The organism is Loktanella sp. PT4BL, from assembly GCF_003201935.1.
In the GTDB taxonomy this organism is placed as follows: Bacteria; Pseudomonadota; Alphaproteobacteria; order Rhodobacterales; family Rhodobacteraceae; genus Yoonia.
Window position 1 is genome coordinate 487,309 of sequence record NZ_QJJL01000002.1, and the last position, 19,625, is coordinate 506,933.

General features: G+C 58.1%; 18 protein-coding genes and 1 tRNA gene. 12 read left to right on the forward strand and 7 right to left on the reverse strand.

The annotated features are described in order from the left end of the window. Window positions 1–24: 24 nt before the first annotated feature. From C7964_RS07320 to C7964_RS07340, 5 genes are read left to right on the forward strand one after another with little or no spacing between them, the layout of a single operon-like run. Window positions 25–444, forward strand: a complete 420-nt coding sequence (locus tag C7964_RS07320) for a Fur family transcriptional regulator (RefSeq protein ID WP_110279008.1) — start codon at window positions 25–27, stop codon at window positions 442–444. Between the two features lie 2 nt (window positions 445–446). Then, on the forward strand, window positions 447–1,337 hold the full coding sequence (locus C7964_RS07325; protein WP_110279009.1) for a DMT family transporter: 891 nt from the start codon (window positions 447–449) through the stop codon (window positions 1,335–1,337). 41 nt (window positions 1,338–1,378) lie between these two features. Beyond that, window positions 1,379–2,656: a phosphopyruvate hydratase gene (gene eno, locus C7964_RS07330; protein ID WP_055292598.1), complete on the forward strand. Its 1,278-nt coding sequence runs from the start codon at window positions 1,379–1,381 to the stop codon at window positions 2,654–2,656. Beyond that, the gene (locus C7964_RS07335; RefSeq protein WP_110279010.1) at window positions 2,653–3,240 is read left to right on the forward strand and encodes a GNAT family N-acetyltransferase; all 588 of its coding nucleotides are present in this window, start codon (window positions 2,653–2,655) and stop codon (window positions 3,238–3,240) included. Before eno ends, C7964_RS07335 begins: the two co-directional genes overlap by 4 nt. Continuing rightward, entirely contained in the window at window positions 3,237–3,656 is a 420-nt protein-coding gene (locus tag C7964_RS07340; protein WP_110279011.1) for a cupin domain-containing protein, read from the forward strand. The genes C7964_RS07335 and C7964_RS07340 overlap by 4 nt, the downstream gene beginning before the upstream one ends. 128 nt (window positions 3,657–3,784) lie before the next feature. On the opposite strand, the gene C7964_RS07345 is transcribed toward C7964_RS07340, so the two are convergent. Further along, window positions 3,785–4,315: an ImmA/IrrE family metallo-endopeptidase gene (locus C7964_RS07345; protein WP_110279012.1), complete on the reverse strand. Its 531-nt coding sequence runs from the start codon at window positions 4,313–4,315 to the stop codon at window positions 3,785–3,787. A gap of 14 nt (window positions 4,316–4,329) precedes the next feature. Further along, on the reverse strand, window positions 4,330–7,968 hold the full coding sequence (locus C7964_RS07350; RefSeq protein WP_110279013.1) for a vitamin B12-dependent ribonucleotide reductase: 3,639 nt from the start codon (window positions 7,966–7,968) through the stop codon (window positions 4,330–4,332). 728 nt (window positions 7,969–8,696) lie between these two features. On the opposite strand from C7964_RS07350, the gene C7964_RS07355 reads away from it, so the two are divergent. Both C7964_RS07355 and C7964_RS07360 read left to right on the forward strand, forming a co-directional pair. Then, entirely contained in the window at window positions 8,697–8,927 is a 231-nt protein-coding gene (locus C7964_RS07355; protein ID WP_110279014.1) for a hypothetical protein, read from the forward strand. Further along, window positions 8,902–9,981, forward strand: coding sequence for a glycosyltransferase family 2 protein (locus tag C7964_RS07360; RefSeq protein ID WP_110279015.1), 1,080 nt, complete (start codon window positions 8,902–8,904; stop codon window positions 9,979–9,981). Before C7964_RS07355 ends, C7964_RS07360 begins: the two co-directional genes overlap by 26 nt. Window positions 9,982–10,044: 63 nt before the next feature. Here the strand turns inward: C7964_RS07360 and C7964_RS07365 are convergent. From C7964_RS07365 to pdxH, 4 genes are all read right to left on the reverse strand, one after another. Beyond that, window positions 10,045–10,121, reverse strand: a tRNA-Pro gene (locus C7964_RS07365). Between the two features lie 44 nt (window positions 10,122–10,165). After that, window positions 10,166–10,612, reverse strand: coding sequence for a DUF192 domain-containing protein (locus tag C7964_RS07370; protein WP_110279016.1), 447 nt, complete (start codon window positions 10,610–10,612; stop codon window positions 10,166–10,168). Window positions 10,613–10,638: 26 nt separating this feature from the next. Then, window positions 10,639–11,166: a cold-shock protein gene (locus C7964_RS07375; RefSeq protein WP_110279017.1), complete on the reverse strand. Its 528-nt coding sequence runs from the start codon at window positions 11,164–11,166 to the stop codon at window positions 10,639–10,641. Window positions 11,167–11,278: 112 nt separating this feature from the next. Next, entirely contained in the window at window positions 11,279–11,884 is a 606-nt protein-coding gene (gene pdxH / locus C7964_RS07380; protein ID WP_110279018.1) for a pyridoxamine 5'-phosphate oxidase, read from the reverse strand. Between the two features lie 152 nt (window positions 11,885–12,036). On the opposite strand from pdxH, the gene fabI reads away from it, so the two are divergent. The 5 genes from fabI to trpE all read left to right on the forward strand — a co-directional run bounded on the left by fabI (window position 12,037) and on the right by trpE (window position 17,971). Further along, entirely contained in the window at window positions 12,037–12,843 is an 807-nt protein-coding gene (fabI, locus tag C7964_RS07385) for an enoyl-ACP reductase FabI (protein ID WP_110279019.1), read from the forward strand. Between the two features lie 11 nt (window positions 12,844–12,854). Beyond that, window positions 12,855–13,358, forward strand: a complete 504-nt coding sequence (gpt, locus tag C7964_RS07390) for a xanthine phosphoribosyltransferase (RefSeq protein WP_110279020.1) — start codon at window positions 12,855–12,857, stop codon at window positions 13,356–13,358. A 21-nt stretch (window positions 13,359–13,379) separates the two neighbouring features. Further along, a complete protein-coding gene (locus tag C7964_RS07395; protein ID WP_110279021.1) occupies window positions 13,380–14,555 on the forward strand; it encodes an aminotransferase in 1,176 nt (391 codons plus the stop codon). Window positions 14,556–14,617: 62 nt separating this feature from the next. Beyond that, window positions 14,618–16,453, forward strand: coding sequence for a peptidylprolyl isomerase (locus C7964_RS07400; RefSeq protein WP_110279022.1), 1,836 nt, complete (start codon window positions 14,618–14,620; stop codon window positions 16,451–16,453). A gap of 9 nt (window positions 16,454–16,462) precedes the next feature. After that, on the forward strand, window positions 16,463–17,971 hold the full coding sequence (gene trpE, locus C7964_RS07405; protein WP_110279023.1) for an anthranilate synthase component I: 1,509 nt from the start codon (window positions 16,463–16,465) through the stop codon (window positions 17,969–17,971). Window positions 17,972–18,006: 35 nt separating this feature from the next. Here the strand turns inward: trpE and C7964_RS07410 are convergent, their stop codons facing one another. Further along, window positions 18,007–19,581: a divergent polysaccharide deacetylase family protein gene (locus tag C7964_RS07410; RefSeq protein ID WP_181417129.1), complete on the reverse strand. Its 1,575-nt coding sequence runs from the start codon at window positions 19,579–19,581 to the stop codon at window positions 18,007–18,009. Window positions 19,582–19,625: the final 44 nt, after the last annotated feature.

Sequence of the window (19,625 nt, forward strand, 5' to 3'; positions counted from 1 at the left end):
AGATCAGGACAAAAAGAGGCCGGTATGACGACGACCATTCTTGAGCGCTGCGAAGCCAACGGGCTGCGGATGACAGACCAGAGGCGCACGATTGCTGCGGTATTGCAGGAAGCGGAGGATCATCCGGACGTCGAAGAGCTTTATAACCGTGCCTCAGCGGTCGATGCGCGGATTTCGCTGGCAACGGTTTACCGCACAGTCAAACTGTTTGAAGAGACCGGTATTCTTGAAAAGCATGAATTCGGCGACGGCCGTGCGCGCTATGAGGCCGCGGACCGCGAACACCATGACCACCTGATCGATGTGCATTCGGGCGAGGTGATCGAATTTGTAGACCCTGAAATCGAAGAGCTTCAGGAACGGATCGCGGCGAAACTGGGGTACCGTTTGATGGGACACCGGCTCGAGCTCTACGCGGTTCCCCTCACAGATAAGGACGACTAAGCGTGGACAATATCCGCGGCGCGGGCTTCATGGTCTTTGCGATGCTCTGCTTTGCCGTCGAGGACGGCATGATCAAGCTGTTGGCGGCGGATATGCCCGTGGGACAGATCATTTCCATTGCCTGCTTTGGCGGGTTGATCGGTTTTCTGGTCTGGTCTGCGATCAAGGGCGATGCGCTGTGGCAACCGGACTATCTCAACCGCAAAGTCCTGCTGCGCAGTGCCTCCGACACCGCAGGCTCTATCCTTTTCGCCACCTCGCTGGCGCTCGTGCCGCTCACGACGGCCTCGGCGGTCATTCAGGCCACGCCACTGGTGGTCACCCTTGGGGCCGCGCTCTTTCTTGGACAAGCGGTCGGCTGGCGGCGTTGGGTCGCAATTGTGATCGGGTTCATCGGCGTGCTGATCATCATCCGCCCCGGCATGGAAGGCTTTACCCCCGCCACCCTGCTGGCAGTTGCAGGGATGCTCGGACTTGCGGCGCGTGATCTAATCACCCGCAGCCTGACGGTCACACTCAATGGCCCACAACTTGCAACCCACACCTTTGCCCTGATCGTGCCAGCAGGTTTGCTGGTCACAGTCTTGCGCGGGCAAAGCTTTGTCATGCCGGATGCGTATCAATCACTGATCCTTTTCGGCACCATCGTGGTCGGCATGATTGCCTATCTCGCGATCCTCGCGGCAACCCGTGGCGGCAATGCAGGCATTATTTCGTCATTCCGTTACAGCCGCATGATCTTTGCACTCATGGTCGGCTATCTGATGTTCCGTGAAGTTCCCGATATGCCCACGGTCATCGGGGCGGCCATCATCATGGCCACCGGCATCTATACCTTGTGGCGCGAGGCCCGCCTGCACCGCGCTTCCCTTCAACCCGGACCCGCGCTATAGAAGCGCTGATAACGCTAACACCCGCCCTCAGGAGCATCCCCATGAGCACGATCATCGATATCCACGCCCGCGAAATTCTGGACAGCCGGGGCAACCCGACCGTCGAGGTTGACGTGATTTTGGAAGACGGCACCATGGGCCGCGCCGCTGTCCCTTCGGGCGCATCAACAGGCGCGCATGAAGCGGTCGAAAAGCGCGATGGTGACAAATCCCGCTATATGGGCAAAGGCGTGCTTGAGGCCGTGGCGGCCGTGAACGGCGAAATCGCCCAAGCGATCCTTGGCTTTGACGCGACCGAGCAGGTCGCCATCGACATGGCGATGATCGAACTGGACGGCACACCGAACAAAGCCCGCCTTGGCGCAAATGCGATCCTTGGCGTGTCCATGGCGGTGGCCAAAGCGGCGGCAGATTTTACCGCCCAGCCGCTGTTCCGCTACATCGGCGGCACCTCTGCCCGCACCCTGCCCGTCCCGATGATGAACATCATCAACGGCGGCGAACATGCTGATAACCCTATTGATATTCAGGAATTCATGATCATGCCGGTCGCTGCGGAAAACATCCGCGAAGCCGTGCGCATGGGGTCCGAGGTGTTCCACACGCTGAAAAAGGAACTCTCTGCCGCGGGTCACAACACAGGCATCGGCGACGAGGGCGGTTTTGCGCCAAACCTTGCCAGCACCCGTGTGGCACTTGATTTCATCATGACGTCGATCAAGAAGGCAGGCTATGAGCCGGGCAAGGATATCTACCTCGCGCTCGATTGCGCCGCGACCGAGTATTACAAGGACGGCAAATACGAGATGGTCGGCGAAGGCGTGTCCCTGACATCCGCCGAAAACGCGGCCTACCTTGCGAAACTGGTCGAAGACTACCCCATCATCAGCATTGAAGACGGCATGTCCGAGGATGACTGGGACGGTTGGAAGACGCTGACCGATATGATTGGTGACAAGGTGCAGCTTGTGGGCGACGACCTTTTCGTCACCAACCCTGCGCGTCTGGCCGACGGTATCGCCAAAGGCTCTGCCAATTCGATGCTGGTCAAGGTCAACCAGATCGGGACGCTGACCGAGACATTGCAGGCCGTCGATATGGCGCACCGTGCGAAGTTCACCAACGTGATGTCGCACCGTTCAGGCGAAACCGAGGATGCGACCATTGCCGACCTTGCCGTGGCCACGAACTGCGGGCAGATCAAGACCGGCTCACTCTCTCGTTCCGACCGTCTGGCAAAGTATAACCAGTTGATCCGCATCGAAGAAATGCTGGGCGAAACGGCTGTCTATGCTGGCCGGAGCATCCTGAAAGGATGATCACCGAAGGGATGCACCCTATCCCGCAAGGACACGTCGCGGCGGTTGTCACCTATCTGCAGATGACAGCCCCCGCGATGACGCCAAAGCCATTTCCCGATGGGGTGACCGCCACGCGCGAGCGGATGGACAACGACAGCTACCGCGCGCTGTTTCGCGCGGTCGGTGAGCCTTGGCTTTGGACCCTGCGCCTCGTCATGGATGATGACGCATTGGCGGCGATCCTGAGCGACGACAGGACCGAGACATGGGTGGTCCGCAAGAACGGCGCAGCTATCGGCCTTGCCGAGCTTGATTTCCGCCCCCAGAATGAATGTGAGCTGGCCTATTTCGGGATCGTGAAAGAGGCGACAGGCCAAGGGCTTGGCGGCCCGATGATGGCACTGGCGCAAGCCCGCGCCTTTGCCCGCAAGATCCGCCGATTCTCCGTGCATACCTGCAACTGGGACGATCCGCGTGCTTTGGGTTTTTACCAGAAAGCAGGGTTTGTCCCCTATCAGACCGCAGTCGAGGTGTTCCCCGATCCGCGCCTGCACGGCCATCATTCTCCAGACACAGCACCCCACGTGCCATGCCTGACATGACCGCCGACGACATCATCGCCCAGCTCGACCTCGCTCCGCATCCTGAAGGCGGGTATTACCGCCAAACCTGGGTCGCGGAGAATGAGGGTCGCGCCACGGGCACTTGCATCTATTTCCTGCTGAAAGCTGGCCAAGCCAGCCATTGGCACGCGGTCGATGCGGTTGAAATCTGGCATTACTACGCAGGCGCGCCGCTGATCCTGTCATTGGCACCTACCCTCGACGGGCCTGCGACCGATTACTTGCTGGGACCGGACCTGGCCGCAGGGCAACTCCCGCAGGCGATCGTGCCCGAAGGTCATTGGCAGATGGCGGCCACCACCGGTGATTGGACGCTGGTCGGCTGCACGGTGTCACCCGGTTTCGAATTCGCAGGCTTCACGCTCGCCGCACCCGGCGTGGATATCCCGCGCTAATCCAGAATAAAAAAGGGGGAACCGAAGTTCCCCCATAGTTTCGCTGATCAGGCTCACTCATTATACCGCTCGGTTTGTTTGCCTGCGGCCCAATCCGCGCCGGAGCGAGCGCACCCGCTCCGAAGCTCTCACGTGAATTTCTTCAACGCATATTCGATAGATTTTTCAGATACGCCGAAAACCTTCGCCAACTTCGTTGTATTTGCTCCATGAAGGCTCTTAGCAGCCTCTAAGGCTCCATCACCATACAGTACAACAGCGGCAAACTCGTTCGCTTCAACTTCTTCTTTTTGATCTACATAGAACGCTTCGCTCGACCGATCCAAAAACATATCGGCAGCTAGATAGTCAGAACGATCAACGTGCTTTCGGAAAAAATGGCCCATTTCGTGCAATACGGCCCAGCGTTGACTCTGAACGCTGTAACTCTGATTGACTTGAATCTCAAAGCCATTGTCTGAGAATGCGTCCCTCACAAGCCTACCTGCCATTCCACGTGGCAATTCCATAGCCCTTACCGAAAAACCAAGCGATTCTGCGAGCAGCTTCACTGACTTCGCTTTGCCGTCAAGCCGCTGAGAGATATTGAAACTTCTCAGTTTGTGCCTTGCATCGCCATCGCCATCAATAGCTCTGAACAACTCTTTAAAGGTACGCATTCTCAATATCTCCCTTAGCTACACCCGCTGGTCCCGCCGCAGGTGTTGCACTTCATGCATGTGCCGTTGCGCACCAGCGTGTAGTTGCCGCATTCGCCGCAAGGATCGCCTTCATAGCCCTGCATCTTGGCCTTGTCGCGGGCCGAGATTGTTGCTGTGGCGGTCGTTGACGTCACGCTTTCGCTCACGATTGTTTGCAGGGTCGCGACAGGGTCAATGCTGCTGTCCACCGGCGCCAGACGCACGCCGCCCTGCAAGGCGACCAGATCCTGCGGCATCCGCTTGCGCAGGTAACCTGTGGACGAGATCTGCTTGAGCACCTCGAGCGAGCGTGAAGCCGCACTTTCGGTCGGTGTCTTCACGTTGGACACGCCCTCTTCCTCGCCACGGCCGATATCGTCAAACGATGCGCCCTCCGGCTTGACGTGCGCCAGATCGGTGCGGTCGAGGTAGGACACGGCCAGTTCGCGGAAGATATAATCAAGGATCGACGTCGCATTCTTGATGCTGTCGTTGCCCTGCACCATGCCTGCGGGCTCGAACTTGGTGAATGTGAAGGCATCCACAAATTCCTCAAGCGGCACACCGTACTGAAGACCAACCGACACCGCGATGGCAAAGTTGTTCATCATGGCGCGGAAACCGGCACCTTCCTTGTGCATGTCGATGAAGATTTCACCAAGCTGGCCATCCTCATACTCACCGGTGCGCAAATACACCTTGTGCCCGCCAACGATGGCCTTCTGGGTGTAGCCCTTGCGGCGCTGTGGCATCTTCTCACGCTCGCGGTTACGTACCTCTTGCACGATGATCTTCTCGACGATCTTTTCGGCCAGAACGGCGGCTTTCTCGTGGTGGTTGCCGCTCTCAAGGATCTCTTGCGCGTCCTCATCGTCCTCGACCAGTGCTGCCGCCAGAGGCTGGGACAGTTTGGAGCCATCGCGGTAGAGCGCATTCGCCTTCACACCCAATGACCACGACAATTCATAGGCCTTCTGGCAGTCCTCGATTGTCGCGTCGTTCGGCATGTTGATTGTCTTGGAAATCGCACCCGAGATGAACGACTGGGCCGCAGCCATCATGTAGATGTGGCTGTCAACGCTCAGATAACGCTTGCCTTTTTTGCCGCATGGGTTGGCGCAATCGAATACAGAATAGTGCTCTTCTTTCAGGAACGGGGCACCTTCCAGCGTCATGGTTCCGCAGACGTGATCGTTGGCGGCCTCGATGTCCTGCTTCGAATAGCCGAGGTGGCGCAGCAGATCGAAGGTCGGATCGTTCAGCTTTTCGGTCGGGATACCCAGCGTCTTGGTGCAGAACTCTTCGCCCAGCGTCCACTGGTTAAAGACAAAGCGGATGTCGAATGCCGAGGCCAGCGCGCCTTCGACCTTATCCAGTTCCGCCTGACCAAAGCCGTGTCCGATCAGCGAGGTGTGGTTGATCGCTGGCGCCTGCCCGATCGAACCGTGACCGACCGCATAGGCAATGATCTCTTCGATCTGCGCAGATCCATAGCCCAGTTTTTCAAGGGCGGCTGGCACCGACTGGTTGATGATCTTGAAGTAACCGCCACCGGCCAGTTTCTTGAACTTCACCAGCGCAAAGTCCGGCTCGATCCCTGTGGTGTCGCAGTCCATGACCAGACCGATGGTGCCTGTAGGCGCGATAACGGACACTTGCGCGTTGCGGTAGCCGTGCTTTTTACCCAGCTTCAGCGCCTCGTCCCAGCTGCCGACTGCCAGTTCGATCAAACGCTGATCAGGGCAATTTGCATGGTCCAGCGGCACAGGCTTCACTTCCAGTGCATCATAGCCGTCTTTCTTGCCCAAGGCCGCCTGACGATGATTCTTGATGACGCGCAGCATGTGCTTGCTGTTCTTGGCATAACCAGGGAATGCGCCCAGCTCGCCTGCCATTTCGGCAGAGGTGGCATAGGAGACACCCGAAAGGATCGCGGTCAGGGCAGCACCCATGGCGCGGCCTTCGTCGCTGTCATAGCCAAGGCCCATGTTCATCAAGAGGCCGCCAATGTTGGCATAACCCAGACCAAGCGTGCGGAAGTCATAGGACCGCTGCGCGATTTCCTTGGAGGGGAACTGCGCCATCATCACGCTGATTTCCAATGTCACGGTCCACAGACGTGTGGCGTGCATATAGTCTTCGGCCTGGAACTTCCCGTCCGAATAGAATGTCAGCAGGTTCATCGACGCAAGGTTACAGGCCGTGTCATCAAGGAACATGTATTCGGAACAAGGGTTTGAGCCGCGAATTTCACCGTCTTCGGGGCATGTGTGCCAAGCGTTGACCGTGTCGTGGTACTGGATACCCGGATCGGCACAGGCCCAAGCGGCGTGGCCCACCTGCTCCCACAATTCGCGGGCTTTGATGATCTTGGCGACCTCGCCGTTCTTGCGGTTGATCAGTTTCCAGTCGGCGTCGTCCTCAACAGCCTTGAGGAAGGCGTCGGTTACGCGGATCGAGTTGTTGGAGTTCTGACCGGAAACCGAAGAATACGCTTCCGAATCCCAGTCGGTGTCATAGGTCGGGAATTCGATGCTGGTGTAGCCCTGCTTGGCGTAATCCAACACGCGCTTGATGTAAGTCTCGGGGATCGCAGAGCGTTTCGCGTCTTTGACAGCGGCGGCCAGTGTCTCGTTTGTCTTGGGATCATAGGCCGCAACTTCCTGCCCGTCCCATGATTTGATCGCCGCGAAGATCGCGTTCAGGTAACGGGCGTGCATTTTAGAGCCCGCAACGATGGACGCTACTTTCTGCTCTTCAATGACCTTCCAGTTGATGAATTCCTGGATATCGGGGTGGTCGGCATCGACGATCACCATCTTGGCCGCACGACGTGTTGTGCCACCCGATTTGATCGCACCGGCGGCGCGGTCACCGATTTTGAGGAAACCCATCAGGCCGGATGATTTACCGCCACCGGACAGCGCTTCACCCTCGCCGCGCAGCGACGAGAAGTTGGTGCCTGTGCCGGAGCCGTATTTGAACAGACGTGCTTCGCGGACCCAGAGGTCCATGATACCACCTTCGTTCACCAGATCATCGTCAACGGACTGGATAAAACAGGCGTGCGGCTGTGGGTGCTCATAGCTGGAGGCGGATTTTGTCAGCTCGCCTGTCTGATAATCCACATAGTAGTGCCCCTGTGCCGGGCCGTCGATGCCGTAGGCCCAGTGCAGACCTGTGTTGAACCACTGCGGGCTGTTGGGGGCTGCGCGCTGTGTCGCCAGCATGTAGCGCATTTCGTCGAAATAGGCGCGCGCATCCTCTTCGGATGTAAAGTAGCCGCCCTTCCAGCCCCAATATGTCCAGGCACCGGCCAGACGGTCGAACACCTGCTTGGCGGATGTCTCGCCACCAAATGTGGCGTCCTTTGCTGGAACCGAGCGCCACAGGAACTCAGGCACGCCCTTTTCCTTCACGCGCTTCACTTCGGAGGGTACACCCGCCTTGCGGAAATACTTCTGCGCGATGACGTCAGAGGCAACCTGGCTCCAACCGGCCGGAATTTCACAATTGTCGAGTTTGAAAACAACTGTGCCGTCGGGATTGCGAATCTCCGACGTCGTCGTCTTGAACTCAAGCTCGCCATAGGCGCCTGTTTTCGCTTTCGTGAAATTACGGTCAATTTTCATTGGTCTGCCCCATTCTAGTCTGCGCCGTCGTTGCGGCTAAATTCTCAACAAGGCCGCCTGCGCGACCAATCCGGAAAAGAACGTGTCAGCTGTCGACGCCACACTGCCTACGATCCAAGATCGAGCGCACGTCTCTGGGCGCTGAATAGCTACGCCCGCCTGTTGAACTGTCCCCGTGCCGCTACCACATCTTGTGTCGTGTTCGTCGGCCTGCACAACCTGACGCATCTAGCCCTCGTGGGTCAACGGCTTTTTAACACAAAATGTGGATTAAATTGATTGACCTGTCGGTCCTCACATGCCCGCCCTTTTGGGCAGGTGATTCACTCACAAACTTGTCCACAGATCTGTGCAATCAGCCGCGTTACGAGAAACTGTTTGACTTCGCAAACTTAGCCATGCCGCTTCAAGCAACCTGTCAACTCTCACGACGCAGGCGGGAAATGAATCAGCACTGCGGAATGCACACCAGACGGGCCGTTGCATGATAGTCACGCTGCGAAAGGTTCTGTTTCGCCGCATTACCTATTGGCTCTCATCGGGCATGCAGTTGCGCGCAACCCCCGACAGATAAACGTGGTCAAATCAACACAGGCTGTGACACCTTGTACGATCAGCCAGCGATAACAATTGACTAGGCCTTGGGTGTGTAGTTTGCCGGTTTGCAGCGACTTTGTGCGCTTTGCGTGCAAGCTGTCGAAGAAACACGATTGATTAGGAGAAAATCAATGAACAAATTCTGGATCATTCTGGGTGCGCTGCTTGTTGCTGGCGTATCCGCATACGCAGGCGGTTTGGCCGATGCGATTACCGAAACTGCACCGATGGTCGAGCCTGTCGCAGCAGAATCAAGCGTGCCAAGCTGGCTCATCCCGGCGGCAATCGCTTTGGTGCTGATCGGCGTTGCTGTGTCCGGCGGTGACGACGAAGAAGATGGCAGCGACCCTTACGCCGGCTGAACTAATCTTGCTCGCATTAACTGCGAACGAATCTGGTAAGGCCGAAAGGGCCGCGAGAATATCCTCGTGGCCCTTTGTTGCTGTCGGGATTTGCACGTTCCAGCGCACTGAACCGTTGATTGCGTTGCTTGAATCAATCGGCGCCCAGACAGGCCAAATCGATGCCGACGTAGTCATTCTCATCGTCGACAACAATCCAACACCTTCAGTTCCAAAAGATCGCGTCCGGCACAGCACCCCTTACAATGTCAGGATCGTTCACGAACCGCGCACAGGCCTTGTTCATGCCCGCAACCGGCTTTTTGAGCTGGCTGAAGAAACCGGCACCGATTGGCTGATCGGCGTTGATGATGATGCCACGGTAGCCAAAGACTGGTTGGCTCAGTGGGTGCAGGGAACCACCAAGATGCAGGCCAAGATATTGCTCAGCGATATCCAGTTGACGTTCTCTGACGCGGTCAGTCCGTTCATCCCTCAGCGCCAATTTGCGCAGCCAGCGGAAGGGAAACCGCCACGGGTACTTGCAACTGGGAACTATGCCATTTCGCGCGAAGTCTTTGCACGTAATGGCGGATTGGGTTTACGTTTTCATCCCGATTTCAATCATATCGGTGGAGAGGACGCAGAGTTCTTTCTCAGGGCTAAGCGTCAGCATGGAATTGTCCTGTCCGGCTGGCCAAAGGCCCGTGTTTATGAAGAACAACGCGGACATCGGTTGACACTGCGCTACCATTTAAACCGGACCCTTTGCACGCAAATGTGCGGCTATTACATTGCTGCGCTGCATAGGAAAGACCACATACTGAAGAAACCGCGCCCCATGGCTATCATGCTCACGCGTCGCACAATAAAAAGCATCGGGAAGGGTCTGGTCGCCCTCACGTCGGGCGCCTTGACACTCCCCTTCGACCGTTCCCTTGGCAAAAAGACAATCGGGATCGGGCTTGAACATATGACGCGTGCATACGCTGTTGTACCCTATGTGTTCGGCAAAGCATCTCGACGCTATGGTGTTGTAACGTCCACGAGCACCGAACCCCCTCAGGCAGGATAAAAAAGTCCACAGCCAGGTCGCGGCTTCTCGCCTTAACTCCAAAACAATCATTTTCCTGAAAAATGGTCGGGGCGGAGAGATTCGAACTCCCGACCCTCTGTTCCCAAAACAGATGCGCTACCAGGCTGCGCTACGCCCCGAACCATGGCGTGTCTTTAGCCCCCCGAAACTGATTTGAAAAGCCCTAATTGCCCTCGTTTTTCGCACAAGGCAAAATAGCGTCTGTCCCAAAGCTGGGGTGCTGCATCACGTCGCCTGCAGCGATGCCCAAACGGGAAGAAAGACCGCCATTGATCTCCAAAACCATCTGCACACCCTCGCCCCCCGAGATCGACGTCGTGTCTCCGGGAATCGCGTTTTCATGGATATGCAGGATTTCACCTGTCGGGCTGGCGAACAACATATCGAGGGGAATCAGCGTGTTCTTCATCCAGAAGCTCACGCTTTGGGGCTGCTCATAGATAAAGAGCATCCCCGAGAGCAAAGGCAGCTCTTCCACAAACATCAGCCCCTGTGCGCGTTCGCGCGCATCATCGGCCACATCAATGGTAAAGGTCGCCTGACCAAATTCGCCCCTGATCGTGATCCGGTCATCGGCACATGTGGCCCAAAGTGGCGCAGCGGCCACCATGAGCACCCCCACAAAACTGGCTAGCTTCACTTGGCTGCAGCCTCCCAGCCGATGACCTCGATGGCCATACGGCCACGTTCGCCATCTACCATGCGCAATCCAACTGCCTCGCCTGATTGCAGATCGGACAAGCCAGAACGCCGCAACACTTCGACGTGCACAAAAACATCTTCGCTATTGCCAAAGACATTCGCAAAACCAAAGCCCTTGCTCTTGTCAAACCACTTCACCCGAGCGGGCTCGATCGGCCGACTGGCAATATCTTCGGCCGTAAACTCGACCATATCGCGCAGCGGGAGCGCTTCTTCGCTTGCCGGCGGTGTGATTGAAAGCACTTCCGTTGCCTGCAATCCACGCTGGGTATCCTGCACCATTATCGTGATCTCGGACCCGTCCACAACGGACCCCTGACCGAAATTGCGCAACACATTCGCATGCAGCAAAATATCGGGTCCGCCCTCCTCGGAGATAACAAACCCAAATCCCTTGGTGGGATCGAACCATTTCACCTGGCCCAGTACCTTACGCGGCGTACCGGTATCCTGCGTTTCCATCATGTCTTCCTTTTGAACAGCGGCAATTTACTTGCCGCTATCCGTATTTGTCTATCGCCCCAACCAAGACGTCGAGTTAACCAGACTAGCCCATAAGCCTTCACATAAGACATTACGGTGACAGTCGGGTAATCTCCCACTCCTGGCCAACTTCACTGCGCGACCACCGAAACCGGTCGTGCAAACGAAATGCGCCATCAGACCAAAACTCGATTTCCAGAGGCACAATCCGGAAACCGCCCCAAAAAGGTGGCCGTTCCGGGTCCGCACCTTTTTGTATCGTTACTTTTGCAACCTCAGCCATCAGCGACGCACGCGACGCCAAAGGACGAGACTGTTGTGATGCCCATGCTCCAATTCGGCTCTTAAGAGAACGCGATTTGTAATAGTCATCAGCGATTGGGCCATCCTCTTTCGAGACAAGCCCCCGCACCCGTATCTGCCTTGCGAGTGATTTCCAATGCAAAACGAATGCAGCCTTCCCAGATTGCGCGATTTCTTGCGCCTTCTGGCTTTCATAATTAGTGTAAAAAACGAAGGCGTCTACTTCGATATCTTTCAACAGCACCATGCGCACGTTTGGCATGCCGTTCTGATCAACCGAAGAAAGAGCGATCGCATTCGGATCACTGGGTTCCGTTTCAGCCGCCGCGTCAAGCCATTCCTGCGCAATAACAAACGGATCTGTACCCGCAAAAATGCCGCCACGGTCAGACATAGCTGATCCCCAAACAAAACCCCCACCGCCACGCTATGGGGAAATAGGAACAGTGGCAAGCATTTTGCATCATTGTTCAGATACTTGCTGGCCCGCGCGCAATCGCCTAAACGAAGTATGAGCCAGAGGCAAACAACAAAGGAATTTGCGCAATGACATCGGAACTGATGAAAGGCAAACGTGGCCTGATCATGGGCCTCGCCAACGACAAATCTATTGCCTGGGGCATTGCCAAAGCCTGTGCGGATGCCGGCGCGGAACTTGCGTTTTCTTATCAGGGCGAAGCGCTGAAAAAGCGTGTCGACCCGCTTGCTGCTTCGGTTAGCTCTGACATTGTCTTGCCTTGTGACGTGGGTGATGAAGGCTCGATAGATGCACTTTTTGCGGCATTGGAAGAGCGTTGGGGCAAGTTGGACTTCATCGTACATGCAATTGGTTTTTCAGATAAAAACGAATTGCGGGGCCGTTACGTTGATACCACCCGCGGCAACTTTCTGACATCCATGGATATCTCGGTTTATTCCTTTACGGCGGTTGTGCAGCGCGCCGAGAAGATGATGACAGATGGTGGTTCCTGCCTGACGCTGACCTATTATGGCGCCGAGAAAGTCATGCCACATTACAACGTCATGGGCGTGGCCAAAGCCGCACTTGAGGCCTCGGTCCGGTATCTGGCCGAGGATCTTGGCAAGGATAAGATTCGCGTCAATGCAATCAGCGCAGGCACGATTAAGACACTGGCAGCTTCGGGCATCGGAGATTTCCGTCTCATCATGAAGTGGAACGAGTATAACTCGCCCCTGCGCCGCACCGTCACACAAGAAGAAGTTGGCAATTCCGCGCTTTATTTGTTGTCAGATTTGGGCAGCGCTGTAACTGGCGAAGTCCTGCACGTGGATGCAGGGTATCATGTCGTCGGCATGAAGGCCGTAGACGCCCCCGATATCACCAAAGAATAGGACTGCGCGCTATGACCGACCGTTTGCCACATGAAAAAGGGTTCCATATCAGTTGGGACCAGATCCACCGTGACAGCCGTGCCTTGGCATGGCGCCTTGACGGCAAAGGCCCCGACAATGGCGCATGGCGCGCCGTTGTCGCAATCACACGGGGCGGCATGGCCCCCGCGATGATTGCCGCGCGCGAACTGGATATCCGCACCGTCGATACCATCAGCGTCAAAAGCTACGACCATCAGGACCAATCGGAGGCCAGCGTGCTGAAGGCCCCTGATGCCGAACTCATGGGTGATGGCACCGGGATTCTGATCATTGATGATCTGGTGGATAGCGGCAAAACCCTTGAACTGGTGCGCGAAATGTACCCCAAAGCGCATTTCGCAACAGTCTATGCAAAACCCAAGGGCCGCCCGCAGGTTGACACATTCATTACCGAAGTCAGCCAGGACACATGGATCTTCTTTCCTTGGGACATGGCATTGCAATACGTCGAACCCTACCGCGGCAAAGACTGAACAGCACTTCGGGAACACATTATGATAGGCACACGCACCAGCGCCACTTTCCCTCCGCCTGTCATGGAGGCGCGGCGCTGGCTTGCGGGTGTCACCCATCCGGCTGACCGCCCGCTTTTGAACGTCAGTCAGGCGGCCCCTGTCGATCCGCCCCCCGCACCTTTGCGCGAAGCGATGGCAGACATCGTCCTGAACGACGCCGATGCGCATCTCTACGGCCCTGTCCTCGGCCTGCCCGCACTGCGGGCGGAAGTCGCCGCACAGTGGAGCACCAGCTATGGCGGAAATATCGCCGCAGATCAGGTCGCAATCACGTCAGGGTGCAATCAGGCCTTTGCAGCCGCGATCGCAACACTCTGCACCGAGGGTGACGAGGTGATTGTCCCCGTCCCATATTACTTCAACCACCGGATGTGGCTGGATATGTCGGGCGTCAAAACAGTCCCATTGCTGGCAGGCGACGGGATGATCCCGCAAGTGGATGATGCGGCGAAACTGATCACTGCCAAAACCCGCGCCATTGCCTTGGTCAGCCCCAACAATCCTTGCGGCGTGGAATACCCCGCTGCCGTCCTGCACGCCTTCCGTGATCTGGCGCGCGCGCATGGCATTGCCCTGATCGTCGATGAAACCTACCGCGACTTCGACAGCCGCACGGGCGCACCACATGATTTGTTCGCGGATCCCGTCTGGGATGACACGCTGATCCAGCTCTATTCCTTTTCAAAGGCCTACCGCCTGACCGGTCACCGCATTGGAGCCGTTGTCGCCAGCCCTGCCCGCTTGGCCGAAATCGAAAAGTTCCTCGATACCGTCACGATCTGCCCCAACCAACTGGGCCAACGTGCCGCCCTTTGGGGGATGCAGAACCTCGGTGCGTGGCTAGCCGGCGAGCGCCTCGAAATCCTCGACCGGCGCGCAGCGATTGAAGAGAATTTCCATCTGCTCGCGGACAAAGGCTGGGAACTTTTGGGCTGTGGCGCATATTTTGCCTACGTGAAGCACCCGTTTGCCATGTCTTCCGCTGATCTCGCACCGATTCTGGTCAAGGAGGTCGGCGTTCTGCTGCTGCCCGGCACCATGTTCATGCCCGATGATGTCGCAGGCGGCGACCACCAGTTGAGGATCGCTTTTGCCAACATCGACCGCGCGGGGGTCGAAACCCTGTTCAACAGGCTGTCACTGCTGGAACTCTAGCCCTTGCACCGCCGCGTCCGGCCCCTTATTCAGACCCAAACCAGCGGGTGGAGCGGCAACAAATGGCTAAAAAAGACAAACCTCGTTATGGCGCATGGATCATTGTCGGCGTCATTCTTGTAGGCCTTGCAGGCTTTGGCTCGGGCGGCCTGAGCGGGAACATCCGCAACATCGGGACAGTGGGTGATAAAGAGGTGAGCGTTGCCTCTTACCAGCGCGCCCTGAACGATCAAATTCGCGCGGTATCGGCCCAGTTTGGCCAACAGATTACTTTCCAGCAGGCGCAGGCCTTCGGCATTGACCAGCTTGCGCTTAGTCAGGTTGTCTTGCTGCGCACCCTTGATAACGAAGCGGACCAGTTGGGTATTTCTGTCGGCGACGAACGCGTTTTTGAACGCCTGCGGGCGATCCCGTCTTTTCAGGGTGCCGGTGGCTTTAACCGCGAGACCTATCGCCTTGCCTTGCAGCAATCAGGCCAGTCCGCAGCCGAGTTCGAAGCCGGCATCCGCGAAGAAACCGCCCGCACCCTGCTGCAGGGCGCTGTCGTCAGCGGCGTGCCTGCACCCCAGGCCTATGCAGATGCCATGGTACAGTACATGAGCGAAAGCCGTGATATCAGTTGGGCCGTCGTAGACGCCGAAGACCTGACCGCGCCTGTGCCGGGTGCCACGGAAGCCGCACAGCAGGAATACTATGACGCCAACCCCGCCGAATTCACCCTGCCCGAAGCCCGCAATATTACCTATGCATGGCTGACGCCCACGATGATTCTCGACGAGATGGTCGTTCCCGATGAAGCGGTCGAGCGTCTTTACAATGAACGGATTTCCGAGTTCGTCCAGCCCGAGCGCCGTCTGGTCGAGCGTCTGGTCTATCTGGATGCCGACCGTGCCGAGGAAGCGATGGCGCGGCTCAATGCAGGCGAAGCCACATTTGAGGAACTGGTCGCAGAGCGTGGCCTGTCGCTCACAGACGTGGACCTTGGCGATGTGAGCAAGGATGATCTGCGCGCGGCAGGTGACGCCGTGTTTGCCGCTGATACCGGTGATGTCGTCGGGCCATTCAACTCAAACCTGGGCCCTGCCATCTTCCGCATGAATGCCGTTCTGTCCGAGCAAGTGACGACGCTCGAAGAGGCGACACCGGACCTGCGCGAGGAATTGGCGGCAGATGCCGCGCGTGACTACATCAATGACCGTACGGATGCGATTATTGACCTTCTGGCGGGCGGCGCGACCATGGCCGATCTGGCCGAACGCACGGAAATGGAACTTGGCACCGTGAACTGGACACCGGACACGATTGACGGGATCGCCGCCTATGACGCCTTCCGCGATGCTGCGGCCACCGTTCAGGAAGGTGCCTTCCCCGAAATCATCGACCTTGCGGATGGCGGTATTTTTGCTCTGACACTGGACGGCATCACCCCGCCGACACTGCAACCGCTTGAGGATGTGCGCGATGCGGTCGCGCAAGCCTGGCAGGCGCAGGCCCGCCAGGAGGCAATCCTTGCAAGAGCCGAGGAGATTGCCGCCGACATCCTGCCACTGACGGGCTTTGACACGCTGGGCCTTGACCCTGTGATCGATCAAGGTCTGACACGCCGGAGCTTTGTGGAGGGCACCCCCCCCAACTTCAATGATGTGCTGTTCGACATGTCGATTGGCGAGGTTCGCGTCGTGGACGCCTTTGATCGCGCCCTGATCGTCCGTCTGGACAATATCGCGGCCCCTGACCTGACTGATCCATCGGTCATCGCACAACGCGATGCGCTGGCAGAAAACGCGCGTGCCGGTATCGCACAGGATATCTTTGATGCTTATGCGACGTCGGTGCAGCAACGCACCGAGACATCTCTGAACCAGCAAACCATCAACGCGGTCAACGCGCAATTCTAAGGCGGCCCTATGGCACTCTTGCCCGATTACAACAGTTTCGCCGCACAATATGACGCGGGCGCCAGTCAGGTGGTTTACACACGTATCGCTGCCGATCTGGACACGCCTGTCTCCTTGATGCTGAAACTGTCCGGTGCGGGCAAAAACGCCTTCATGCTGGAAAGTGTCACGGGCGGCGAAGTCCGCGGGCGCTATTCCATCGTTGGCATGAACCCTGATCTGGTCTGGGAATGTCGCGGCACCACATCGCGGGTCAACCGCACTGCCCGCTTTGATGACGCGGCTTTCGAGGACATGGCCGAAGACCCGCTGACCGCCCTGCGGGCATTGATCGCCGAGTCGCGCATTGATCTGCCTGATGGTCTGCCTGCGGCATCGGCAGGGCTTTTCGGGTACTTGGGCTATGACATGATCCGTCTGGTCGAGCATCTTCCCGATGTGAACCCCGACCCCCTTGGCCTGCCGGATGCCATGATGCTGCGCCCCTCGGTCGTTGCGGTACTGGACGGGGTCAAAGGCGACGTGATCCTTGTGGCGCCCGCCTATGTGACGCCGGGCGTGTCCGCCCGCGCGGCCTACGCACAAGCGGCAGAGCGTGTGATGGACGCACAGCGCGCCCTTGAGCGCCCGATGCCCAGCGAAGCCCGTGATCTGGCAGAACCTGCGCAGGTCGCACCGCCTGTCTCGAATTTCGCGCATGAGGCCTATCTGGCCGCCGTCGAAAAGGCCAAGGAATACATCCGCGCCGGTGACATCTTTCAGGTGGTCCCGTCCCAGCGCTGGACGCAGGATTTCGTGGAGCCCCCTTTCGCGCTTTACCGGTCATTGCGGCGCACAAACCCGTCGCCTTTCATGTTCTTTTTCAATTTCGGTGGCTTTCAGGTGATCGGAGCCAGCCCTGAAATTCTTGTCCGTGTCTTCGGCAAAGAGGTCACGATCCGCCCTATTGCAGGCACCCGCCCGCGCGGTGCGACCCCCGCAGAAGACAACGCGAACGAAGCCGATCTGATGGCCGACCAGAAAGAATTGGCCGAGCATCTGATGCTGCTTGATCTGGGCCGCAACGACACCGGCAAGGTCAGCAAAATCGGCACCGTCCGCCCGACCGAGCAATTCATCGTCGAGCGCTACAGCCATGTCATGCACATCGTGTCCAACGTGGTGGGTGAATTGGCCGATGATCAGGACGCCCTCAGCGCCTTCTTTGCAGGCATGCCCGCGGGAACCGTCTCGGGCGCGCCCAAGGTCCGCGCGATGGAGATCATCGATGAGCTGGAACCGGAAAAACGCGGCGTCTATGGCGGCGGGTGCGGATACTTCAGCGCCAACGGCGACATGGATATGTGCATCGCGCTCCGCACAGCCGTGTTGAAGGACGAAAAGCTTTATATTCAGGCCGGCGGTGGTGTGGTCTACGACAGTGACCCCGAGGCGGAATATCAGGAAACCGTGCATAAATCGAACGCCATCCGCAAGGCCGCCGCAGATGCCACGATGTTCCGCGGCAGTGGCAACTAGCGCCTTAACGGCTTTTTGAAGTCCGGCTTTGGCCCTTATTCACCCTGTGAAAGCAGGATCGCCGAGACAGGCACAATCGCAAGTGTCGACTGGTCGAGCTGACCCGCCCACTCGCGTAGCGCTGCGAGTGTTTCCGGCGTCATCCGCCCCATGATCACAACGTCACCGGTCTGGCGCGCACGGAACGCGGCCTGATCCAGCGCGCGCGCAATTGCGCCGCTGTCTTCGCCCTCACCATCAAGATCACGCAGGATCGTCGCGGCAGGCACATCGGCCTGTTCCGCCGCGCGTGTCGCATCGCTCAGCCCACGCTGGACGGTGACAAAGCCAAGGCCGTCAGCCGCCAATATCTGCATCACCTGCGCAGTGACGGCGCGGTCCTGGATCGCGCCTGCGCCCAATGAAAACAGCATCGCGGCTTCGGGCAAGAGCTGGAACGCCGCCTCGAAGGCCACTTCCACATCCGCAGGGCGCGCACCCGAGGGAAGATCAGCCTGAAGTGCCAGCTCAAGCCCCGCCGCGCGATAGGCCGCCATCTTCTCGCCTGCCCCTTCGGCCAGCGCGTTGATCGCAACCGTCGGCGCAAAACCCAGCGCCGCGAGTGCAGGTGCCGCATCCACCATCGCATCGGTATCGACCAGCACAACGGCAATCTTTGGCAGGCCTTCTGTCGCTTCAAACGGTGCCGCAAAGCGCAACAAGGCGGGGGCGTCATCTGGCAATGCGTCGGTCTCGGTGGGCGTCGGTGCGACGGTCTCGGTCTCTTCCGGCTCTGCCCCTGGGCGGTTGATCCGAACCCCGCCTGATGCTTGTGGCAAGGATTGTGCCACAATTACCTGCTGGTCTGACGCGACGGCTGCTTGCTCTGGCACGGTCGTTTCTTGCTCTGAAGCAGTGGCTTCCTGCTCGGGCGCAGGTGTTTCTTCGGGCGATACCATCACGGTCTCGGCTGCGGCAGGAGCCTGCGCGGTCTCAACTGCAGCTTCGCTCACAGGCTCATCACTTGCTTTAACTTCCACCGGCGTGTCCTGTGGAACCTCGGCAACTTCGTTTTGCGAGTTGTCCTCTGCTGCCGGTGCCGCCTCTTGCGGTTCAGGAGCGGGCTCTGCCGCTGGCGCGGTCGCTGTGGTCTCAGCATCCGCAGCAACCGCTTCGGCTTGATCCTCAACAACAATCACAGGCGGCGCAACGGCGGCTGGTGTTTCATCCTGTGCGGCGGCCACAGGCGGCGTCACGTCGAGTGCCTCAACGGCATCATCCGCCAACACAGGTGCTGTGGCCGTCGTTGCCGCTTGCGGTGCTGGCTCTTCCACGGCCGTTACGGCGGGTAATTCGGCGGTTTCCGTCGACACTTCCGGTGGGGTCTCGCTATCCGGCGCTGCAACGCTCAGCGGGACAGAATCTGCGAAATTCGGCACATCTTCAGGGCTGCTGGGGAGCGGCACGGGCAGTTGCGTTGTCGTCACAGCAGGCACCATGTCAGGCGATGCCAACTGCGGTTCGGCAGGACCGGTTGCAAAATCCGGCTGTTCGTTGGCAAGCGAGACGATACCCAAACCAACGCCGCCGCAAATCAGCCCCCAAAGACTGCCCTTTACATAGCCCTTCATCTGCCCACACCTTTTTCTTCGACCTTGACGTGCCCTTGCGTCCC